This window comes from Morganella sp. EGD-HP17 (genome assembly GCF_000512315.2).
In the GTDB taxonomy this organism is placed as follows: domain Bacteria; phylum Pseudomonadota; class Gammaproteobacteria; order Enterobacterales; family Enterobacteriaceae; genus Morganella; species Morganella morganii.
The window spans coordinates 46,818-67,519 of sequence record NZ_AZRH01000014.1; the positions used below are offsets into that span (position 1 = coordinate 46,818).

The 20,702-nt window shown below is 53.5% G+C and carries 22 protein-coding genes; 13 read left to right on the plus strand and 9 right to left on the minus strand.

The window, feature by feature from the left end; genetic code table 11:
• Nucleotide 1: 1 nt before the first annotated feature.
• Complete coding sequence (gene cas6f, locus X965_RS14535) at nt 2-559, plus strand: type I-F CRISPR-associated endoribonuclease Cas6/Csy4 (protein WP_032099201.1); 558 nt, start codon at nt 2-4, stop codon at nt 557-559.
• A 102-nt stretch (nt 560-661) separates the two neighbouring features.
• Here the strand turns inward: cas6f and X965_RS19360 are convergent, their stop codons facing one another.
• Complete coding sequence (locus X965_RS19360; protein WP_225310057.1) at nt 662-994, minus strand: hypothetical protein; 333 nt, start codon at nt 992-994, stop codon at nt 662-664.
• Between the two features lie 226 nt (nt 995-1,220).
• Here X965_RS19360 and X965_RS14545 point away from each other — a divergent pair, with 226 nt between their 5' ends.
• From X965_RS14545 to X965_RS14585, 9 genes are read left to right on the plus strand one after another with little or no spacing between them, the layout of a single operon-like run.
• Nucleotides 1,221-1,940, plus strand: a complete 720-nt coding sequence (locus X965_RS14545; RefSeq protein WP_004240699.1) for a hypothetical protein — start codon at nt 1,221-1,223, stop codon at nt 1,938-1,940.
• Nucleotides 1,918-3,471: a GH3 auxin-responsive promoter family protein gene (locus X965_RS14550; RefSeq protein ID WP_225310058.1), complete on the plus strand. Its 1,554-nt coding sequence runs from the start codon at nt 1,918-1,920 to the stop codon at nt 3,469-3,471. The genes X965_RS14545 and X965_RS14550 overlap by 23 nt, the downstream gene beginning before the upstream one ends.
• Complete coding sequence (locus X965_RS14555; RefSeq protein WP_004904265.1) at nt 3,471-4,865, plus strand: B12-binding domain-containing radical SAM protein; 1,395 nt, start codon at nt 3,471-3,473, stop codon at nt 4,863-4,865. The genes X965_RS14550 and X965_RS14555 overlap by 1 nt, the downstream gene beginning before the upstream one ends.
• Nucleotides 4,865-6,211, plus strand: coding sequence for a radical SAM protein (locus X965_RS14560; RefSeq protein WP_036418592.1), 1,347 nt, complete (start codon nt 4,865-4,867; stop codon nt 6,209-6,211). The genes X965_RS14555 and X965_RS14560 overlap by 1 nt, the downstream gene beginning before the upstream one ends.
• Nucleotides 6,208-7,236, plus strand: a complete 1,029-nt coding sequence (locus X965_RS14565) for a hypothetical protein (RefSeq protein WP_004904268.1) — start codon at nt 6,208-6,210, stop codon at nt 7,234-7,236. Before X965_RS14560 ends, X965_RS14565 begins: the two co-directional genes overlap by 4 nt.
• Nucleotides 7,233-8,543 (plus strand): radical SAM protein, encoded by a 1,311-nt coding sequence (locus X965_RS14570; RefSeq protein WP_036418594.1) that lies wholly within the window; start codon nt 7,233-7,235, stop codon nt 8,541-8,543. Before X965_RS14565 ends, X965_RS14570 begins: the two co-directional genes overlap by 4 nt.
• Nucleotides 8,540-9,883, plus strand: coding sequence for a B12-binding domain-containing radical SAM protein (locus X965_RS14575; protein ID WP_036418596.1), 1,344 nt, complete (start codon nt 8,540-8,542; stop codon nt 9,881-9,883). Before X965_RS14570 ends, X965_RS14575 begins: the two co-directional genes overlap by 4 nt.
• A gap of 9 nt (nt 9,884-9,892) precedes the next feature.
• Nucleotides 9,893-10,501, plus strand: coding sequence for a phosphatase PAP2 family protein (locus X965_RS14580; RefSeq protein WP_036418598.1), 609 nt, complete (start codon nt 9,893-9,895; stop codon nt 10,499-10,501).
• 2 nt (nt 10,502-10,503) lie between these two features.
• On the plus strand, nt 10,504-11,121 hold the full coding sequence (locus X965_RS14585) for a nuclear transport factor 2 family protein (RefSeq protein WP_036418600.1): 618 nt from the start codon (nt 10,504-10,506) through the stop codon (nt 11,119-11,121).
• A 178-nt stretch (nt 11,122-11,299) separates the two neighbouring features.
• Here the strand turns inward: X965_RS14585 and X965_RS14590 are convergent, their stop codons facing one another.
• From X965_RS14590 to rcnR, 6 genes are all read right to left on the minus strand, one after another.
• The gene (locus X965_RS14590; protein WP_036418603.1) at nt 11,300-12,220 is read right to left on the minus strand and encodes a fatty acid desaturase; all 921 of its coding nucleotides are present in this window, start codon (nt 12,218-12,220) and stop codon (nt 11,300-11,302) included.
• Nucleotides 12,220-13,566 carry a radical SAM protein gene (locus X965_RS14595; protein WP_253280778.1) on the minus strand — a complete coding sequence of 449 codons (1,347 nt, stop codon included), beginning with the start codon at nt 13,564-13,566 and terminating at the stop codon, nt 12,220-12,222. The genes X965_RS14590 and X965_RS14595 overlap by 1 nt, the downstream gene beginning before the upstream one ends.
• A gap of 82 nt (nt 13,567-13,648) precedes the next feature.
• The gene (locus X965_RS14600; protein ID WP_036418608.1) at nt 13,649-14,686 is read right to left on the minus strand and encodes a methyltransferase; all 1,038 of its coding nucleotides are present in this window, start codon (nt 14,684-14,686) and stop codon (nt 13,649-13,651) included.
• 173 nt (nt 14,687-14,859) lie between these two features.
• The gene (gene ydeE / locus X965_RS14605; RefSeq protein WP_004238004.1) at nt 14,860-16,041 is read right to left on the minus strand and encodes an efflux MFS transporter YdeE; all 1,182 of its coding nucleotides are present in this window, start codon (nt 16,039-16,041) and stop codon (nt 14,860-14,862) included.
• 85 nt (nt 16,042-16,126) lie between these two features.
• The gene (locus tag X965_RS14610; RefSeq protein WP_036418609.1) at nt 16,127-16,531 is read right to left on the minus strand and encodes a RidA family protein; all 405 of its coding nucleotides are present in this window, start codon (nt 16,529-16,531) and stop codon (nt 16,127-16,129) included.
• Between the two features lie 242 nt (nt 16,532-16,773).
• Nucleotides 16,774-17,046 (minus strand): Ni(II)/Co(II)-binding transcriptional repressor RcnR, encoded by a 273-nt coding sequence (gene rcnR / locus X965_RS14615; RefSeq protein ID WP_004238006.1) that lies wholly within the window; start codon nt 17,044-17,046, stop codon nt 16,774-16,776.
• 142 nt (nt 17,047-17,188) lie between these two features.
• On the opposite strand from rcnR, the gene X965_RS14620 reads away from it, so the two are divergent.
• The 3 genes from X965_RS14620 (at nt 17,189) to X965_RS14630 (ending at nt 19,380) form a co-directional block, all read left to right on the plus strand.
• Nucleotides 17,189-18,052, plus strand: coding sequence for a nickel/cobalt efflux transporter (locus X965_RS14620; protein ID WP_036418611.1), 864 nt, complete (start codon nt 17,189-17,191; stop codon nt 18,050-18,052).
• Nucleotides 18,053-18,305: 253 nt separating this feature from the next.
• Nucleotides 18,306-18,518 carry an RNA chaperone/antiterminator CspA gene (cspA, locus tag X965_RS14625; RefSeq protein WP_004240684.1) on the plus strand — a complete coding sequence of 71 codons (213 nt, stop codon included), beginning with the start codon at nt 18,306-18,308 and terminating at the stop codon, nt 18,516-18,518.
• A 127-nt stretch (nt 18,519-18,645) separates the two neighbouring features.
• Nucleotides 18,646-19,380 carry a bifunctional 2-polyprenyl-6-hydroxyphenol methylase/3-demethylubiquinol 3-O-methyltransferase UbiG gene (locus X965_RS14630; protein ID WP_036418613.1) on the plus strand — a complete coding sequence of 245 codons (735 nt, stop codon included), beginning with the start codon at nt 18,646-18,648 and terminating at the stop codon, nt 19,378-19,380.
• A gap of 28 nt (nt 19,381-19,408) precedes the next feature.
• Here the strand turns inward: X965_RS14630 and X965_RS14635 are convergent, their stop codons facing one another.
• Nucleotides 19,409-19,960, minus strand: a complete 552-nt coding sequence (locus X965_RS14635; RefSeq protein ID WP_004238010.1) for a DedA family protein — start codon at nt 19,958-19,960, stop codon at nt 19,409-19,411.
• 12 nt (nt 19,961-19,972) lie between these two features.
• The gene (locus X965_RS14640) at nt 19,973-20,650 is read right to left on the minus strand and encodes a DUF1345 domain-containing protein (protein ID WP_024473462.1); all 678 of its coding nucleotides are present in this window, start codon (nt 20,648-20,650) and stop codon (nt 19,973-19,975) included.
• Nucleotides 20,651-20,702 lie beyond the last annotated feature (52 nt).

The following is a 20,702-nucleotide window of genomic DNA, read 5'->3' on the forward strand; positions in this document are numbered from 1 at the left end:
GATGCGATTTTATCAGACAATCACGATTTTGCCGGATGCACTGATATCGGCAGTATTTCTCCGCCAGCAAATCTGGCGGCAGCTTCACCTGATACTGGCAGAGAATAAAACCGGTGAAAACAGCAGTGCTGTTGCTGTCGCATTTCCGGATTACTGCCGCAAGCCGCAGACACCGGGGAACCGTCTGCGGTTGCTGGCCGGGGATTACCCTTCTCTGGCGGAATTGGGGCTCTCTGTACGGTTAGCTGCTTTTTACCCGTATATCCGGTTAAGCGGGATCTTACCTGTGCCGGAAAAAACGTTACCGGTCAGTTACATCCGTGAACATGTAAAAGGGTTACGCCGTTCTCAGACTGCGGGTGCCGGGCGGTTATTTATCCCGGAAACGCTGCCGTTTATCTGGACGAAATCGTTGTCAGGAGGCAGACATCACCGGCTATTTCCTTTTTTTATCCGGAAACTGGATGCAAAATCTGCCGCAGAAGGGCGGTTTACCTGTTACGGACTGAGTCATAAGAGGACTGAAAGCGGGAGGGTGGCGACAGTGCCTCACTTTTGAGGTGATTTACTGCCATAACGGCAGCTCAGAAATAATTATGATAAAAAAATAATGCACTGCCGGAAATGCCCCCGCACATATGCTGGCAGGGGCGGCAGCTGACTATTGCGGAGGAAAACCGGCTGGGGCGGGAGTAGTGCTGGTGCTGTGTGAACCGGGATCAACAGCAAAGTGTATGTCGGAGGAAAACCGTTTTTTCGGTGCCAGCTCCCATACCACCCGCACCGGAAACTCACCGTATTCTGTTGGTGTACCGTGCAGAATACCGGTTCTGTCGTTAAAACTCAGGCCGATATTGCGCTGGAAATAAATACCGGGAATGGTTACTGCCCGGCCATCGTCCAGCGTTGCGGTTACCGGTGAACTGAACGATTCGGATAACCTGGCGCGGCAGATTTTGACACGGATTGCCGGTTGTCCGGAAGGCTGAGTCATTGTTGCCGGAGCCTTACTGTCAGGTGAGGTATCTGGTGTAACCGCTGTTTTTCCGACGGACTCCGGGCTCTTCACCGGCGCTGAAACGGCTTATGCAATGTTTTTTCATGATATTAAACAAAGATTCAGGCATCGCTGATTGTTTCTGAAATGAAGGTCGCTAAGATAGGCATTCCACTTAAGGAAAAGCGGCAGTGCGGGTAAATCTACCGGAGGAGACGGCGGAATGTCGTATCGCGCATTTTTTCAGCCTGTAAAAACCCTGACACAGGCGCAGCGTCAGGAAATGGCCTCACTCTATTTTATGTATTATACCGGCAGCGACGGTACGCAGTTTTTATCAGATCTCGATCATAAACAGGAAGTTCTGTTTCTGATGTCAGGGGATGAAATGGCCGGGTTCAGTACCCTGCAGTTTTATCCGTTCCGCGGACACCGGATTGTCTATTCCGGCGACACAATTGTGCATCCCGCCCACTGGAAGCAGCAGACGCTGCACGGTGCCTGGCTGCGGCGTATTGCGCTTTTGCGCAGTGAATATCCCGGCGAACGGGTGTTCTGGTTCCTGCTGGTGAAGGGCGTGCGCACTTACCGGTATATGAGCACGCTGGCGCAGACCTTTTATCCGCACTGGAACGGTAATGTCAAAGAACCGGAACTGGCACGGCTGGCGGCGGAACTGGCGAAAGATAAATTCGGCTCACTCTATAACCCGGCCCGCGGCGTGGTGGAATGCCCGTCGGCGTTTGGCTATCTGAACCGCACAATGGCAACGGTCACTGACGCGCAGCGCAGCAAACCGGATGTTGCATTTTTCCTGCACAAAAACCCGCACTATGTCTGCGGCCATGAACTGGTCTGCCTGTGTGAAGTCTCTCCTGATAATGTGGCTAAACGTTATCAGTCACTGTTTGAAGAACCCGATGTTGAGTTCTGCTATGGATAATGCCTGGCAGCATTTCCGTGCCGGGATGCCATCTGTTGCGCCGCTGGGCTCTCTGCGCGAAAGACAGTTCCGCTGGTTATCCGCCTGTCTGGCCGCAAATGCGGCGTGTGAATACGGGCAGCGGTATCATTTTTCCGCTGTAAAATCAGTGGCGGACTATCAGCAGAACGTCCCTCTGACAACCTATTCTGACCTCAGCTCCTTTATCACCCGCATGACGGCCGGGGAAGAAAATCTGCTGTGCAGTGCACCGGTCACGGCATTTGAGCTGACCGGCGGCAGTCACAGCGGCGGCAAACTGCTGCCTTATACTTCTGCCGGGTTAACCGATTTCCGTCTTGCTGTCACCGGCTGGCTGCGGGATGTGACCCGCCGTTTTGATCTGACCTCCGGTCATGTTTACTGGGCGCTCAGCCCGGCAGTGACGCGGATGACAAAAACGCCCTGCGGTATTACTGTCGGTGGTGGTGATGCGCTCTATCTGGGGGCGGATAATCTGGCGGCATTCAGTGAATTATCGGCTGTGCCGCTGACACTGGCGCAGGTTGAGGATGCGGCAGACTGGCAGTTGCTGACCCTGATTTATCTGCTGCAATGCCCGGATTTACGTCTGATCTCCGTCTGGAGCCCGGTGTTTTTATTTCCGCTGCTCACGGCTCTTGATACCCGGCAGGCTGAGATTTCTGCACTGCTGCGCGACGGCGGGGAAATTGCCGGACATTCGCTGAGTGCTGACCCGGCGGCGCTGGTACGTTACCGGCGTTATCTGCGGGAACAGAATACCGCGCTGTTATGGCCGCAGCTGGCGCTGATCAGCTGCTGGGATCAGGCTGCGTCCGCCTCACCGGCACAGGCGCTGATGACGCGCTTTCCCGGCGTGACACTTCAGGGCAAAGGGCTGCTCTCCACCGAGGCGGTGATCACCGTTCCGTCTGACTGCGGTGACCCGCAACTGAGTGCAGACAGTAATTTCTATGAATTCCGCCGGGATAACGGGCAGATATATTTGGCGGATGAATTGCTGTCCGGTGAAACATACAGTGTGATTGTCACCACGAATAGCGGGCTGTACCGCTATCAGACCGATGATCTGGTTCTGTGTACCGGCCACACGCCGGAAGGGCTGCCGCAGCTGCGTTTTTGCGGGCGTGAGGGTATATGCAGTGATTTGGTCGGAGAAAAACTGACCGAGTCGTTCGTTTGTGCCGGTTTACCGCCATCGCAGAATTTTGCTGTACTGGCAGCGGATGAGCAGGGCTATGTGCTGCTGCTCAGCGATACCTGCACTGAGACACAGGCACAGGCATATTGTGAGGAAACTGAGCAGTATCTGTGCACCAATCCGCAGTATCACTACGCCCGCCGTATCGGACAGCTTAAACCGCTGACATTCCTCCGCCTGCATCAGCCGGCGGAGCACTATTTTCACCGGCAGCTTCAACGGGGAAAGCGGCTGGGGGAGATTAAAATCCCGGCATTGCTGACCTCGTCTGACTGGCGTGCCATGTTTGAGATCAGGGAGTTTCCGTGATGACACAGACTGTTTATACGCCGCAGCGGCCGCTGGATCTGGTGCTGCTTTCACCGAAAGGGCCGCTGTACCGCAAACGGGGCGGGATTTTCAAACGCTCGCTGCGTTATCAGCCGCTGACGCTGACCACCCTTTCCGCACTGGTGCCGAAATCCCTGCCGGTTAATATCCGCCTGATTGATGAAAGTATTGAGGAACTGCCGGAGGATTTCACGGCAGATCTGGTGGCGATGACGGTGATCACGGGGAATGCGCCGCGCGCCTATGAACTGGCGGCACAGATGCGGGCGAAAAATATCCCCGTCGTGCTCGGCGGGCCGCATGTCACACTGCTGCCGCAGGAGGCGCTGCAGCACGCCGATACGGTCTGCACCGGCTATTCCGAGCAGAGCTGGCCGCAGCTTATCCGTGATTTTATGGCGGGTAATATGCAGCGTGAATACCGTCAGGGCGCGGATTTCACGCTTGATATCCCGGACTTGCCGTTTCCGGAACGCGAACGGTTTGATGCAAAGCATTTTCTCACCCAGGGGGTTTTTGAAGCGACACGCTCCTGTGCTCACAACTGTGAGTTCTGTGTTGCACCGAGTGCCTGGGGGCGTAAGCAGTTTCAGCATCCGGTGGAGTGGGTGGTTGAAGATATCCACCGTTATGTGGCGCGTACCGGTAAACGGAAAGTAATATTTGTTGATCTGAACCTGGTGTCGGATATCGGTTATGCCAAACGGCTGTTTACCGCACTGATCCCGCTGAATATTCAGTGGTTCGGTTTATCCACCGTGCTGATAGCTCATAACCACGAACTGATGGAGCTGATGGCCCGCAGCGGCTGCAAAGGGCTGCTGCTGGGGCTGGAAACGGTCAGTGACGGCAGCCTGAAAGATGCCGGGAAGAAATTTAACGGCTCGGTGGATTATAAAGAATTGATTGGTGACCTGCACCGGCTGGGAATTGCGATTCAGGGATGTTTTGTATTCGGTCTGGATCACGACACCACTGATGTGTTTGACCGTACGGTGGATCTGGCTATCGATGCCGGGATTGATTTACCACGTTTCTCAGTGCTGACACCGTTCCCGGGCACGTCGCTGTTTAAGCGCCTTGAGGAAGAACAGCGGATTTTAACCACGGACTGGTCGCTGTATGACGCGCAACATGTGGTATTCCGCCCGGCGCTGATGAGTGCGCATGAGCTGGAACTGGGTCACGAACGCGCCTGGAAAAAAGTGTACCGTTACCGCAGCATCGCGAAGCGGCTGTGGCAGGCGCGTAACTTTAAACCGCTGGCGCTGACGGCAAACCTGGGTTACCGCTTCTATGCGCATCACCTGCATCAGTATTACACCTGTGACTGGCCGGTTGAACACCGTCCGGCGAAGTCGGGCAGCCACTGATGCGGCTGACATTTATTCATCCGGCGATCGGCCACCGGCGCGGCGAAACCTATCTGCGATCCTGGCAGATGGAGCCTCTGCCGGTCGCGGCACTGAAAGGGCTGACACCGGTGGATATTGAAACACGGTTTTACGACGATCGTCTGGAGCTGATCCCGTTTGATGAACCGGCAGATCTGATCTCAATTTCAGTTGAAACCTATACCGCGAAGCGGGCCTATCAGATAGCCAGTGAGTACAGAAAGCGCGGTGTGCCGGTGCTGATGGGCGGGTTTCACGCCACGCTGATGCCGGAGGAAGTGAAACGCTTTGCGGATGTCATTATCACCGGAGAGGCGGAATCAGTCTGGGAAACCATGATTGATGATTTACGCCACGGCACACTGCAGCGGGAATATCACGGAACACAGACTGATCTGCGCAGTATCCGTGTTGATCGCAGCCTGTTCGCGGGAAAACGTTATCTGCCGATAGGGCTGGTGGAAACCGGGCGCGGCTGCCGTTTCCACTGTGAATTCTGTGCGGTGCAGTCGTTCTATCAGCAGCGTTACCGGCGGCGCGATCCGGATCATGTGCTGAGGGAACTGGCGGGTCTCAAAGGCACAAAAAATCTGTTTTTCTTTGTGGATGATAATTTCGCGGGCAGCCTACGGGAAAGCCGCGAGTTTCTGCCGGCACTGGCGAAAGCCGGGATCCGCTGGGTGACCCAGATGAGTATTGATGCCGCACATGATGAGGAATTTGTCCGCGCGCTGTCACAGGCTGGTTGCCGGGGCGTGCTGATTGGCTTTGAATCCCTGAATGAAGCCAATCTGCGGCAGATGAAAAAAGGTTTTAACACCATGAAAGGCGGCTACAGTCAGGCACTGGCTAACCTGCGCCGCCATCATATCGCCGTTTACGGCACATTTGTGTTCGGCTATGACCATGATACCCCGGACTCATTCGGCGAGGCGGTGGCTTACGCCCGCGAACAGAGTATGTATATCGCGGCATTCAACCATATGACGCCGTTTCCGGGAACGCCGCTTTATGCGCGGCTGGCGCAGGAAAACCGCCTGCGCTTTGAGCACTGGTGGCTCGATGATCATTACCGTTACAACGAACTGCCGTTCAGTCCGGCACAGCTGTCTCCGGAGGCAGTAACGCAGGGGTGCCTCTCAGCAAGGAAGGCATTTTACAGTTCACGCTCGATTCTTCAGCGCAGCTGGCGTAACCGGGGCGATTTCTTTATGTTTCGTAACTATTTCCCGATTAACTGGCTGCATCACCGTGAAATCAGCTGCCGCAACGGCTATCCGCTCGGTGATGAGAATTGGCAGGGTAAATTAGCAGAGGTTAAATGATAGAGGTTATTGACGCGACAACGGAGCATATCGCGGATTTACTCAGGCTCCTTGAAGATAATGCCATGCAGGGGGACTGGGAGCTGGTGATGACCCGGCGGCCCGGTTATTTTTCTCCGAGGGATGATTTCGGTGAAGTCTATCCGGCACTGGCAAGAGACGGTGATACCCTGGTCGGCATGTGCCAGCTGAGCATACAGAGCGGCTGGGTTAACGGCGAAGAAGCGCGGATGGGTTATCTCGGCAGTCTGCGTATTGTGCCGAAATACCGTAATCACCTGAAAGTGTTACAGGCCGGATTTTCTTATCTGCGCCAGCTGCCGACACCGGATCACTGTTATACCAGTATTGCGGAGAATAATTTACTGGCCCGGCGCCTGCTGGAGCGGGGCGTGGAAGGACTGCCGCTCTACCGTTTTCTGAGCAGCATGAGCACGCTGGCGATCAGCAAAAGCAGAGGCAAAGACAGAGGACTGTGGAAAGTGGTGCCGCCGGAGGATTACACCGATGTCATCCGTTTCTTTGCACAGGAATCCGCTTCCCGTCAGCTGGCACCGGCGCTGAACCTGAAAGCGATGCAGCAAACCGGTATTACGGTGCTCGGCAGTTATCAGAACGGGCAACTGGTGGCCTGCGGTATGCTCTGGGATCAGCGTGCTTTCAAACAGGTTATTGTGGCCGGTTACTCCGGCAGAATGAAAATGCTGCGCCCGCTTTACAACGCTTTTGCCGGAATGACCCGGCGGCCGCAGATGCCGGCGGCGGGGGAAGTGGTTCCGCAGAGTTTCCTGTCATTCCTGGCCTGTACCGATGATACCAAACTGCCTGATCTGATTGAGGAAGCGCTGTTGCACTGCACCACCCCGGTTATGACCGTCGGGCTGCCGCCGGGGCATATCTGCACTAATGATGTGATTAAACGCACCGGGGCATCCGTTTACCGCACCCGGATTTACGGCGTCGATCTGACTGCCGCACCACAGTGGGACGGCCGCATTGTCTGGCCGGAGATAGCGCTGCTGTGAATATCGTGCTGATCTACCCGAACATGGGGGATTACCGCACGAAAGATGCTATGACACCATTGGCGATCGGTATCCTGGCTGCCCTGTCGCCTGGGCACCGGGTCACATTTTATGATGACCGGCTGGATAACATCCCGGAATCACTGCCTGATGCGGATCTGATCGCCATTTCGGTGGAAACGTTCACGGCACAGCGCAGTTATCAGCTGGCTGACCGGTTCCGCCGTCAGGGAAAAACCGTGGTGATGGGCGGCTGCCACGTCACTTTTATGCCGGATGAAGCACTGCAGCATGCGGACAGCGTGCTGCTCGGTGATGCGGAAGGGGCGTGGGAACAGATGCTGGCGGATTGTGAACAGAATGCGCTGAAACCCCGTTACCGGGGCGCGCATGACCGCCCGCTTGCCGGTTACCGTCTTGACCGCACCATTTTTGAGGGTAAACGCTACGCGCCGGTGTCGCTGGTGCAGTTCTCGCGCGGCTGCCGGTTTGCCTGTGATTTTTGCTCTATCCATGCATTTTATCCGGAAGGTGTGCGTACCCGGCCGGTTGATGAGATGCGGGATGAAATTTTATCTCTGCCTGCAAAGCGCTTTCTGATTTTTGTGGATGACAATCTTTTTGCCGGTAAGCGGGCGCTGAATGAGTTGCTGGCGATGCTCACACCGCTGAAACGCCGCTGGGGATGCCAGATAAGTATCGATATCGCCCGTAATGAGGAAATACTGGATAAACTGGCCGCCGCCGGCTGCTGCTTCGTGCTGATCGGCTTTGAAAGCCTGAATGAAACCACGCTGAGGCGGATGGGAAAATCCCGCAGCCATACGGCGGATGATTATGCTGCCGTACTGGCGGCGCTGTACCGGCGTGGTATCTGTGTCTACGGCACTTTTATTTTCGGCTATGACGAAGACACGCCGGAGACCATCCGCAGCACACTAGCGTTTGCGGAGAGTAACAAACTGGCGATTGCCAATTTTAACCTGCTGATCCCGACCCCCGGCACGGCGTTGTATGCCCGGCTGGAGGCTGAAGGACGGCTGATTTATCCGGCCTGGTGGCTTGACCCGGATTTCCGCTACGGCGAACCGGCTTTCCGGCCGGGCGGAATGAGCACCGCAGAACTGGCTGCCGGATGTTTTTATGCCCGCACCCGCTTTTACCGTTATGCGTCCGTTATCCGGCGTCTGTGCCGTTCCGGCAGCCGGAGCGGCTGGCGCACGCTGCTGGTTGCCTGGCTTTACAATATTGCCTCGCACCGGGATATCGCCCGCAAGCAGGGAAAACGCCCGGGAGAAAAAGAGTGAAACTGATACTGATTAAACCGAATATCGGCCGTCAGGAGCACAGTCTGTATGTGGATGAGGGGCGGATGGAGCCGCTGATGCTCGGTGTTCTCGCAGGTCTGACGCCACCGGATGTGGAAGTGGTGCTGTATGATGATCGGATGGAAGCCATTCCTTATGATGAACCGGCGGATCTGGTCGCTATTACGGTCGAAACGTTTACCGCCCGCCGCGCTTATGAGATTGCGGCGGAATACAGGGCCCGTGATGTGCGGGTGGTGATGGGCGGGATCCACGCCACACTGCTGCCGGAGGAAGTGGCGCAGCATTGTGACAGTATTTTTACCGGTGACGCGGAAACCCGCTGGACAGAGATGATCCGTGATGCGGAGAAAGGCCGCCTGAAGCCGCGCTATGATGCTCCTGCCGGAGTCGGCCAGGTCGATCATAATCTGTGCGGCTGTCTGCCGCGCCGGGATATCTTCCGGGGAAAAGGCTATCTGCCGATCAGCCTGATGCAGTTTACCCGCGGCTGTCGCTTCGCCTGCCGTTTCTGTGCGGTCAGCCGTTATTTCGGGCGGCAGCACTATATCCGCCGGATCGATGAAGTGGTGCGGGAGATAGAAACACAGAAACCGAAATTTATCTTTTTTGTTGATGACAATATCGCGTCTGATCACCGCGAGCTGAGTGAGCTGTGCAGTGCGCTGATCCCGCTGAATGTGCGCTGGATAAGCCAGGCAAGCCTGGATATGACCCGTAACCGCCGTCTGATGTCGCTGTTACAGCAGAGCGGCTGCTGGGGTAATGTGATGGGATTTGAATCCATCAACCCGGACAGTCTGCGTGATGCGCGAAAATCGCCGAATATGCGGACATTTTCACAGTATCGTGAGGAAATTTCGGTATTACGGGACTTCGGATTGCAGACCTGGGCGGCGTTTACCCTGGGGTATGACCACGATACGGCAGAAACCGTGGAAGATACCGTGGCATTCGCCCTGAAAAACCGCTTTGCGTTCGCCGCCTATAACATTCTGATGCCGTACCCGAACACACCGCTGTATCAGCAGCTGGCGCAGGAAAACCGCCTGTTGTTTGACGGCAAATGGTGGTTGCATCCGGAATACCGTTTTAATCAGGCCGCCTTTCAGCCTGCAAATATGAGCCCGGAAACGCTGACAGAATTGTGCCATGCCGCACGCAGCCGTTTTAACAGTGTGCCGTCGATTATCCGCCGTTTTTCTGATTTGCGTCTGACGCTGCAATCCTTATCGCGGATGGCAACTTTCTGGCGTTATACCCTGTTATTCCGCAAAGAGGTGCATAAAAAACACCGGATGCGTTTTGGTTTAAAATAAGGGGGATGAATGAATACCGATCCGGATTCTTTTTCCCGCCGGGTGATCAGTTATCTGCTGTGGTGTATTCCGGTCAGCGTGGTGTTTTTCACGGTTTACCCGCTGATGAATGCATATACGGCCGGGCGCGACAGCCTGTATAGCCTGTGGTTTCCGGCTGAACTTCACATCCCGTTTGTGCCCGGTTTTATCTGGGTGTACTGCTCGTTTTACCTGATTATTCTGATGCCGGTTTTGTTTCTGCCGCGCCGGGAGCACCGGCAACTGGCACTCACCTTTATGGTGATGACATTACTGGGCGGCGTGATCTTTTTTCTGTTTCCGGCACAGCTCGGTTTTGTCCGCCAGGTACCGGAATCGCCGCTGTACCGGACGATGTACACGACACTGTTTGCGCTGGATCATCCGCATAATCTGGTGCCGTCCCTGCATGTGGCCTGGTCGTGCGCGGCGGTGCTGGCCATTATCCGCCATACCGGACGCGGGCTGACACTGTTGTTTCTGTTGTGGCTGGTGCTGATTGTACTGTCTGTGCTGCTGGTTCATCAGCACCATGTGGCGGATGTGGTCACCGGCCTGCTGTTGGCGGTAACGGTTTCATATATGATGAGGAAATAATGATGAAAAGGATAATTATCAGTGCGTTAATGATATTCAGTTTTTCGGTGTATGCACAGCCCGGAGAAGAGGACGGCGCTATCCATGATGAACTGCGGCAGGTGATCGGTACCGTGGAAAATGCTATCAACAGCGGTGATTATGACAAAATGCTGCCGGTGATGAGTGAAAATCTGCGTGCCACGCCCATCACCCAGGAGTTTATCTCCGGCAAAGCAGCAATAAAACCGTATTTTGAATCCTGGTTCGGGCCGGATAAATTCCTGAAAAAACTGAATATCAGTTTTAATGCTGATGTGGTGACGGAGTTATCCCCGGATAAAACCTGGGGTGTCGCCTACGGTAAAGGGATGGAAAAATATCAGCTGAGTGACGGCCGTACCTACGATTTTCCGACCCGCTGGACAGCGACGGTTGCGCTTGAGGACGGCGCCTGGAAAATCCGCACTATCCATATCGGTACCGATTTCACGGATAACCCGCTGCTGAATGAAACCCGCAATGCCTTACAGGGCATGATGTACGGAGCGGGTGGTCTGGTGATTGGTTTGCTGGCCGGTATTGTGCTGTTTCGCCGTAAAAGTGCGGTAAAACCGGAAATGGCTACAGATAAGAAATAAAACCGGCATTTCTTTGCGGAACCGGAGGCGGCTGATAACGGGCAAAACGAAAAGACGCTGTAAATACATCCCTGTAAGCTCAGCCGCGCCATCCATGGCGCGGATGCTTTTCGTTATTCTGCCCGTTATCACCGTTGTACTTAACCGGCAGATTTATTAATAAAATAATGAAAACAGTTTATTTTTCCGGCGGAAACAGAAAATCCAGATCCGCTGCCGCACCCATCTGCGGGGCAGGGCGTACACCATAGCGCCACATAGTGAAATAGACACGCCAGAAGGTCGGACGCGGCTGGTCATCCACCAGCGACGGCAGTTCATACCACGGTGCCTGCGGGTGCTGGTGGTGCGCGAGATGGCAGTGATAATTCAGCGCCAGCCAGCGGGAGATCGGCAGTACTTTCAGGTTCCACGCACCGTTCATCACATCGCGGCGGCTCCAGGCGTGATCCGCATATTGCAGGGCCGACCAGTGCAGCGCAAAAGCCCACAGGCAGAGCAGATAACCGGCCGCACTTAAGTCCAGCGCCCAAAACAGCAGTGCCTGCCAGAGAAATGCACCGAGCAGTTCACTCCAGATGGTCAGCGGCGGCAGTTTTGCCAGTTCCTGCACCTGTGACCCGAACCCCAGTGCCGGGGCGATTTTGGTGACAAACACCCGTGAACGGTACACGCCCGGAGCAATAAACCAGAGAAGATTGCCCAGCAGTACGCAAAAATAGTACAGGCCGAGCAGATTGCCGCCGTACATCCAGATATTGCGCAGCCAGCGCGGCTGGTCTGGCAGGTAATAATCATACAGCTCTTTATCTGTCCGGTTATTTTTATGGTGATTCAGATGCGCACGGCGCTGCAGGGTAAAAGAAGTCGGAAACGCCCACGCGGCAATAATCCCGATGGCGCGGTTACCGGCGGCAGTGCGGGCGGCCACGCCATGTACCGCTTCATGCAGAATAGCGAACGGCATGTTATTAATCAGCATAAAACCGATCAGGGCAGGCAGAGCATAATACCAGGCGAGATGGCTCACTCCCCATAAACAGGCCGCTGCCGCAGTCATCGAAAAAACCAGCAGAATACTGTTGAGTAAAAGACGCATCAGTCTGTTTTCCTTGTGTTATTCGTCACTATTGCTGGGTTGAACAGCCCGCTTTTTTCATGGCGTAACCGGCGGGCGTACAGCCGGAAGCCGAGATTGGCCGCCAGGCGGATAAAACGGCTGCCCGGACGGTGTAATACCCGGCGCAGAATGGCCGTCAGACGGTATGTTTCCCGCCAGGCCTCGTGCAGTAAGGATTGCAGGGTTTCCGGTGACATATTTTGCGGCTGAAAAACCACATGCTCGTTGTCATACAGGCTCAGGTCCTGTGTGATTAAGCGGCCGTTTTCCGCCATTCGCTGCCACAGTCGTGTACCCGGCAGCGGAGTGAGGACAGAAAAACGCACCAGATCCAGCCCGAGAGACGGGATCTGCCGTATCGTATCGCGGATGCTCTCCGGGGTGTCTTGATCAAACCCGAGCACAAAACAGCCGAGTGCGGCAATCCGGTTATCGCGCAGCCGCCGGATCTGACGGCGGTATTCGCTGACCTGGTTACAATTCTTGCCGGTGGCTGTCATGGTCTGCTGACTGAGGTTTTCCAGCCCGATAAGCAGCCCTTCGCAGCCGCTGTCACACATCGCCCGGAAAACCTCGTCGTCATCCGTCACATTGAGGGTCGCCAGTCCCGACCAGCGGATTTTCAGCGGGATCAGTGCCCGGAACAGTTCCAGACTGTACTGCCGGTCGGCGTACAGATTAGGGTCGAGGAATATCCAGCGCTGTCTGCCGCTCTGTTTTATCTCGTTAATCACATCTGCCACCGGACGTGCGGTGCCTTTTCGTCCCCACTGATGCTGCACTGAACAGAATTCACAGGCAAGCGGACAACCACGGTCGGCAATAATAGTGGCGATATTCATATAGGCGCGGGACGGCAGCAGATCATGGCGCGGCACCGGCATCGGCAGAAAGCCGCGCTCAGAGCGGTGCTGATAACGCGGCTGCGGATGTCCGTCAGCCATATCCTGCAGAAACCGGGGCCAGATGAGTTCACCGGCGCCGATAAGGACGGTATCGGCATGCTGTGCGGCTTCATCCGGCTGCAGTGTGACGTGTGCGCCGCCCATTGCGGTTCTTGCCCCGCGTTCGCGCCAGTAGCGGCACAGCGCATAGGCGCGGGGGGAAGAGGAGGCGGTGGCGGTGATCACCACCAGATCAAAATCCCCGGCAGTGACCGGCGGGGAAACGCCTTCATCACAAAGGGTCAGTTCGGCATTCAGATGCGGGGGAACCAGGGCGGCGAGGGTGATAAGGGTCAGCGGGGCATAGCTGATCGCCACGGAAAACGCGCTTTTCCGGTAGCGGTAAGTCCTGTCAAACGGCAAAATCAGTAATATTCTCACCGGTGCTTCCTGCTCCGCAGCTGACATAAGGACTTTTACAATGGCACAGTACGTCCGGGAACGCACTGTGCCGGATCAAAGATCAGGCCGCAACCACTTCAAGCACAGAGATATAGCATTCAGTCGGGATAAGGCGGTTTATTTTCAGTCCTGCTTCAGCCAGCAGAGCCTCAAACTCCGGAATAGTCCGCTCACCGCCGCCGGGCAGAATCGCCATACAGAGAATACCCATACCATAATGCGCCGCCGGATTGGTTTCCGGATGCACAACGGATTCGATGATCAGCAGTTTACTGTCCGGTTTCATGGCCTTGCAGCAGTTTTTCAGTACAGCGAGGGCGTTGGCATCATCCTGATTAAAAATGACTTTTTTCAGCAGATACATATCCGCCTGCGGCACGGATTTAAAGAAGTCACCGCCGTCCAGCGACCAGCGGGAATCGTCACCCAGCTGAGACAGGTATTTGTCTGATATCACATGCGGGCTGTCGAACAGGGTGGCGGTCAGTGTCGGGTCGCTGCGCAAAATCCGCAGCAGCAGTGAGCCTTCGCCGCCGCCGATATCGGCAATATGGCACGATGACGGGAAGTTATAAGCCCGGGTGACAAAATAGTTTTCCATCTCTGACAGGGCGGACATCCCGGACGGAAAATTATAGCTGTCGTTGCGGTTGGGTTTGGTGGCCTGATATTCGTAGAAGGTTTTACCGAACAGCTTTTTAAAGTTCAGTTCACCGCGAACGGATTCATTAAGCTGACCAATGGTTGACCAGTAAGTATTATCGGTCAGTGTCAGAACGGCATCCCGCTGTGAGCAGGGGTGATCACGGCGGAGAAACTCCGCATCAGGAGAGAGCCGGTAACTGTCATCATCCGTACCGGTGAAAATACCGTTCAGTGCCAGCATCCGCAGAATGCGGCGCAGGTTATCCGGATCCGAGCCGGTGCGTTCTGCCAGTGCGGTAACAGAGAGCGGCCCGTCAGCCAGATGGTCGGCAATATTCAGCTCTGCCGCAACCCGCAGACAACCGGGCAGCGCCAGCCCGAGAGTCACATTCAGGATACGGATGACAGATTGCTCTTCCGCCGGACTCATCAAATCCGGTTCAGTATAAGACATAGCGGTAACTCCTTTCTGACATGAATAACAGGGCTGGTCAGAGTGCCTGATGCGGCATACAGCACTCTCTATGTTAAATAAAACTAAACAATAGAGGGAGGGTAGCTCAGCAGCAGAAAATTACCGTATCGGAATATGAAGTATTATTAATTAATGATAAGTGAATCAAATATTCACTGATGAATGAGCCTGTTTCTGCTGATCTTCAGGCCGCGCATCATACACAGCCAGGCGCAGGCGGAAACACCAATCAGCAGCAGCCACAGGGTATTTGGCGGGAAATAGGTCAGCACACCGCCGGTCATCAGCGGGTTAAAGGCACCGCCGAGCCAGCCGAGGGATTGAGCGGAAAAGTAGCTGGATTTCATGCCGTCCGGCGCAATGTTGTCGATCAGCATATATTCACCCGGCGCATAAATCAGTTCACCGAGGGTAAAAACAAAGGCGGCTATTCCCCAGAACACAAGATTGCTGCCTGACATCATAAATCCGGCCAGTCCGGCCATAAAAAAGAGTGTACCGAGAGTCATCAGCTTTTGCAGATTGTCTGTGCTGATCCGGCGGCCGACCATATATTGCAGTGAAACCACTACTGCAGCATTGACCGGCAGTACCACACCAATCACTTTTTCTGCCAGTGTGGTATCTGCCACCGTCAGGACATACTGGGAAATACAGGCGGAAAACGAACCAAACACCAGCGATCCCAGAAAGGCGGATAATGTGAACCAGAGCAGGGCTTTATCATGCAGCATGACAGAAGGCTGCCAGGTGGTACTGTTGCTGCCGGAGGCAGAAGGCGGCACGCTGCGGACAAAACGCTGAATAAAGAATATCGGGAATGAGGCGGTGCAGGCCGCCAGCCAGAACGGCAGATCCGCGCTGTACATCAGCAGGCCGGTACCAATCGGCGGCCCGACAGTCCAGCCCATATTGACGAAGGTATAGTTCAGGGAAAAGACTTTGGTTTTGCGCGCCGGTGGCAGTGTATCGGCGAAATAGGCTTTCAGCACCGTAGCAAAAACGGAGTAGGCGCAGTTAATGAGTGAAAAGAAGACAACGACGAGCGCGATATTATGAGTCAGCGGAATAGCGATAAATCCGGCGATATAAACCAGAATTGCCATCAGCATGTAGCGTTTTTTATCAAATTTATCCGCAATGATGCCGAAGCCGAGGCTGAATAACACGCCGGTTGTCAGTGCGACCGTCAGTGCCACCCCGACCTGATCCACCGCCATGTCATACTGACGGCTGAGATAAATCGCCATAAACGGGATAGTGGCACCCCGTCCGATAGTAATTAAGAATGAGGAAGCGAGCAGTGCAATGGTGGAACGGGTGGCGGCTTGCATGGTGACATTCTCAGTATTTTTATTTTATTTTTTATATTCACGTAATCAATATCACGCAAATCAGGCGCTGTACAGCGCCTTCCGGTTACGGCAGCACGGCGTGAGCTTCGATTTCAATCAGCCATTCCGGCAGCGATAATCCGCTGACAATAATCCATGATGAGGCAGGGGCATCATCTGCAAATTTTTCTTTCAGCACATCCGCAATTGCCATTTGTTCATCGTGTGAATCCGCACCGGCACGGATATAAATCCGCAGCATAACCACATCAGACAGAGAACCGCCGGCTGCCGCGAGGGCACGGGCGATATTGTCCACCGATTGTGCGGCTTGTTCCCGCATACCGCCTGCGACTGTCACTTCATTATGATCGACGCCGACCTGTCCTGACAGAAATAACTGCCGGGTGCCGGTTGTTTCTGTGGCCTGACTGAAACCGTATTGCAGGGAATTAAACAGTGAGGGCGGATTAATCCGTTTTATAGTCATAACAGCCTTTTCAGCAGTGAAATAAAAGAAAATGTCGTTTTATCATAGATTATTTCAGACGCTGTAAATTAACTGATTATTAACAGCATTCTTTATTTTCAGTCTCTGTTGCAGGAGCTGAATAAAAGGGGGCTCAGTGAGTTTCTGAGATATACAGGGGGAATATTTTTATATCAGAAAAGGATATTCAACACTTACAGGACCGGCGTCGGAGATTTTTACAACACCGGCTTAATTTTTCTTTACTTAATATAAGAATCCAGCACCTTCAGGACAATATCCAGATCACCCTGACGTTTTTCCTCATCTTCCTCATGAACTACGTGTTCAATCAGGTGACCCTTAATCACTTCCCGCATTAACCCGTTTACCGCGCCACGGATAGCCGCAATCTGTTGCAGCACGGCGGAGCACTCATGCGGTTCATCGAGCATTTTTTTCAGTGAGTTGACCTGCCCCTGAATTTTACTGGCGCGGTTCTGAAGTTTCTGTCTGTCCCTGATGGTATGTGACATGGCAACCCCGTGAAATAAGGTGAAAAGAAAGTGACGGGCAAAATAGTAGCATCTTCGTGATACAAAGAGGTAGTGTAATTATACTGGGGGGGAGTATACTCAATTCACGCTTTCTTCATTCTGAAAACAGGGATCACACGTCATGACCGATTTTGCCTCTTTACTGCAGCAGGGAAATGCCTGGTTTTTTATCCCGGGCGCGATTGCACTGGGTGCGCTGCACGGCCTGGAGCCGGGTCACTCAAAAACCATGATGGCGGCTTTTATTATTGCGGTGAAAGGGACGGTCAGACAGGCAGTAATGCTGGGACTGGCGGCGACGTTGTCGCATACTCTGATAGTCTGGCTGATTGCCCTCGGGGGGATGTATATCAGTACCCGGTTCACGCCGGAAGCCGTAGAGCCGTGGTTACAAATGGTGTCGGCGGTGATTATTCTGGCAACCGCGTTCTGGATGTTTATGCGGACATACCGCGGTGAAAAAAATTGGCTGACAGAAATGCAGCAGGAAAGCCATACACACAGTGACCATCATCATGAGCATGATCATCATCACAGCCATGAACATGACCACGATCATCATCACCATCATGCAGAGCATCACCATGATCACCATGATGACGAATATCAGGATGCGCATGCCAGAGCACATGCGCATGAAATCAAAACCCGGTTTACCGGCGGCAAAGCCACCAACAGCCAGGTGTTACTGTTCGGCCTGACCGGCGGGTTAATTCCGTGTCCGGCTGCGATTACTGTTTTGCTTATCTGTCTGCAGCTGAAAGCTTTTACCCTGGGGGCAACCATGGTGCTCAGTTTCAGTATCGGGTTGGCACTGACACTGGTCACAGTCGGTGTGGTAACCGCGGTGGGGTTGCGCCAGGTCAGCCGCCGCTGGCAGGGGCTGGGTGATATTGCCAAAAAAGCACCGTACTTTTCGGCGGCGCTGATAGCGCTGGTCGGGCTTTATATGGGGATCCACGGCTATATGGGGCTGGCAAACTGATACCATTTGCCGGTGTGGTAGTTTGAGGTGAATCAAAAAGAGCTTGCCGGATAACAAAATATATGGCTTAATATTGGCATTGGTTTGGAAGTACAGACCTATTTATGTCAGTCCGATTTTAAGTTGTTCTCCGTCAAGCGTTATCCAAGATACCACTTCATAGCGAATTCCTTCTGATAGTTCCCATAAGTAAAAACGTAATCAAACCGCTTATATGCCTTATGGCAACAAAATCAATTTAAAGGAAATTCATATGTCCGCAACAATTACCGGTACTGTAAAATGGTTTAACGATGATAAAGGTTTTGGCTTTATCACTCCTGCTGACGGCAGCAAAGACGTGTTCGTTCACTTCTCTGCAATCCAGAGCGACAGCTTCAAATCTCTGGCAGAAGGCCAGCAGGTTTCTTTCACCATCGAAAATGGTATGAAAGGCCCGGCTGCAGCTAACGTGGTTGCTCTGTAATCACCGCTGTCAGTAACAGATTTTAAAAACCTCACTCCGGTGAGGTTTTTTTATGCCTGCAGAACAGAATCGTGGCGGAAACCGGCAAACTATGAATATAATTTGCTCGTTATTTAAGGAGTAAGTTATGTCTCAGAATATTTATGATAATCCTGATTTCTTTGCCGGTTATGCCACGCTGCCCCGCTCAGCAGAAGGACTGGACGGCGCGCCGGAGTGGACTGCCATGCAGACATTGCTGCCGTCACTGGCCGGGAAGTCAGTGATCGACCTGGGGTGCGGATATGGCTGGTTTTGCCGCTGGGCAAAAGAGCAGGGTGCTGACCGGGTGACCGGTTTTGATCTGTCTGAGAAAATGCTGGCGAAAGCCGCATCGATGACCACGGATCCGGATATTACCTGGCTGCGTGCTGATCTCGAGACACTGCAATTACCGGCGGCACAAAGTGATGTGATTTACAGCTCACTGGCACTGCATTATCTGCGTGATATCCCGGCACTGTTTGCCACGCTGTTTCAGGCGCTGGTCGCGGGCGGCAGTCTGATTTTTTCCGCAGAACACCCGATCTACACAGCTCCCGTCATTCAGAACTGGTGTACGGATAGTGCAGGTAATAAAGCCTGGCCGGTCAATCAGTATCAGCAGGAAGGCGTCAGGATCAGCAACTGGTTTGCCGACGGTGTGGAAAAGCAGCACCGGAAATTATCCACCTGGATAAATGCACTGATTACAGCCGGTTTTGAAATCACCGCCATGAATGAGTGGGGACCGTCAGCGGCACAGATTGCCGCCAACCCGGCACTGGATGAAGAAAAAGAACGGCCGATGATCTTTCTGCTCAGCGCCCGCAAGCCGGAATAGTGGCTGACGGGCGGGTTTGTTCCGCAGTTTACAGCGTGAATTTATGCTTTCTTATCAGCACAAACAGACCGGCAACCGCCGCGAGGATAAGGAACCAGGCAAGGTAAGTATGCAGCGGCAGGGCAAGGATTGCCGCGCTGATAAAATACCCCGCAGAGACAATAACGCTTCCCCATAGTGCTCCGCCGAGAATATTCAGCACAAAAAATTTCAGCGGATTAATACCGGCGGCGCCGATAATAACGGGGCCGATAGTCCTTAATCCGTAAGCGAAACGTATTCCGATAATAATCAGGCTTTCACGGCGGTGAATTATCCGTTGCAGACGGGCTATTTTATCCGCATGTTTATGAATGCGGGGAAGGATCCGGTTTCCGGCAAAATAACCGGTAAAAAACAGAACATTGTCACTGATAATTCCGCCCAGTGCGGCCACCAGCATCACTTTCGGATAGGATAATAACTGATGGTGTGCAGCAATGCCGGACAAAAATGCAGCGGTTTCCCCTTCGATCATGGTACCGAAAAAGGTTGCCCAATAGCCGTATTCTGTAATCCAGTGTGTCAGTAATGTTTCCATCCGCCACTCCGTTTAAAATAAACCGGCGGAGATATTAATACATAATCCCAGTATCGCCATATTAAAAACAAAAGAGACGACGGATTGCATTAATACCGCGCGGCGCATCGGGGAGGACGCGATTTCGACATCGGCAGTCTGTGAGGCGACGGCAATCGTAAATGAGAAATACATAAAATCAGAGTAAGCAGGTTCAGCCGGTCTGTCCGGAAATAATAACCACGGTTTTTCCTGTTGCGGGTTGGTGTAATAAAGGTGCGCATAGTGCATGGTAAATCCGGCCGGTAATAACAGCCAGGAAGACACTAATGTGGATGCGGTCAGAATATATTGGAAAGCTTTATCATTACCTGTCAGATTACCGTGCCCGCCGAGGGCAAAAAAGAGCACCAGTAAACTGACACAACACCCGGCCAGCAGGAAAAACATCACCATGCGGGCGCTTTCATCCTCAATTTTAGTCAGTTTACGGATATCTTTTACTTTCTTATTAATGATCCGCTCAAAAAGAAACAGCAAATACACCCAGGAGAAGGCATTCCAGCTGAGGATCAGGCACATCAGTGCACTCTGTACGGGCAGCAGAGCAAAAAAAGTCACAAACGCGACCATCAGAGAGATAATAAAACGCGGACGCGAGTGAAAGGCGTGCCGGAAAATATGAGTAATGCGAATACCATAGCGCAACATACCAGTATCCTGTTCAGAAAGATGACATTTTATTATACCAAATATCCGGCAG

Coding starts and splice junctions, on each gene's coding strand:
- cas6f (WP_032099201.1), top strand. CDS start 2: ATGCGATTTTATCAGACAATCACGATTTTGCCGGATGCACTGATATCG.
- X965_RS19360 (WP_225310057.1), bottom strand. CDS start 994: ATGACTCAGCCTTCCGGACAACCGGCAATCCGTGTCAAAATCTGCCGC.
- X965_RS14545 (WP_004240699.1), top strand. CDS start 1,221: ATGTCGTATCGCGCATTTTTTCAGCCTGTAAAAACCCTGACACAGGCG.
- X965_RS14550 (WP_225310058.1), top strand. CDS start 1,918: ATGTTGAGTTCTGCTATGGATAATGCCTGGCAGCATTTCCGTGCCGGG.
- X965_RS14555 (WP_004904265.1), top strand. CDS start 3,471: ATGACACAGACTGTTTATACGCCGCAGCGGCCGCTGGATCTGGTGCTG.
- X965_RS14560 (WP_036418592.1), top strand. CDS start 4,865: ATGCGGCTGACATTTATTCATCCGGCGATCGGCCACCGGCGCGGCGAA.
- X965_RS14565 (WP_004904268.1), top strand. CDS start 6,208: ATGATAGAGGTTATTGACGCGACAACGGAGCATATCGCGGATTTACTC.
- X965_RS14580 (WP_036418598.1), top strand. CDS start 9,893: ATGAATACCGATCCGGATTCTTTTTCCCGCCGGGTGATCAGTTATCTG.
- X965_RS14585 (WP_036418600.1), top strand. CDS start 10,504: ATGAAAAGGATAATTATCAGTGCGTTAATGATATTCAGTTTTTCGGTG.
- X965_RS14590 (WP_036418603.1), bottom strand. CDS start 12,220: ATGCGTCTTTTACTCAACAGTATTCTGCTGGTTTTTTCGATGACTGCG.
- X965_RS14600 (WP_036418608.1), bottom strand. CDS start 14,686: ATGTCTTATACTGAACCGGATTTGATGAGTCCGGCGGAAGAGCAATCT.
- ydeE (WP_004238004.1), bottom strand. CDS start 16,041: ATGCAAGCCGCCACCCGTTCCACCATTGCACTGCTCGCTTCCTCATTC.
- X965_RS14610 (WP_036418609.1), bottom strand. CDS start 16,531: ATGACTATAAAACGGATTAATCCGCCCTCACTGTTTAATTCCCTGCAA.
- rcnR (WP_004238006.1), bottom strand. CDS start 17,046: ATGTCACATACCATCAGGGACAGACAGAAACTTCAGAACCGCGCCAGT.
- X965_RS14620 (WP_036418611.1), top strand. CDS start 17,189: ATGACCGATTTTGCCTCTTTACTGCAGCAGGGAAATGCCTGGTTTTTT.
- cspA (WP_004240684.1), top strand. CDS start 18,306: ATGTCCGCAACAATTACCGGTACTGTAAAATGGTTTAACGATGATAAA.
- X965_RS14630 (WP_036418613.1), top strand. CDS start 18,646: ATGTCTCAGAATATTTATGATAATCCTGATTTCTTTGCCGGTTATGCC.
- X965_RS14635 (WP_004238010.1), bottom strand. CDS start 19,960: ATGGAAACATTACTGACACACTGGATTACAGAATACGGCTATTGGGCA.
- X965_RS14640 (WP_024473462.1), bottom strand. CDS start 20,650: ATGTTGCGCTATGGTATTCGCATTACTCATATTTTCCGGCACGCCTTT.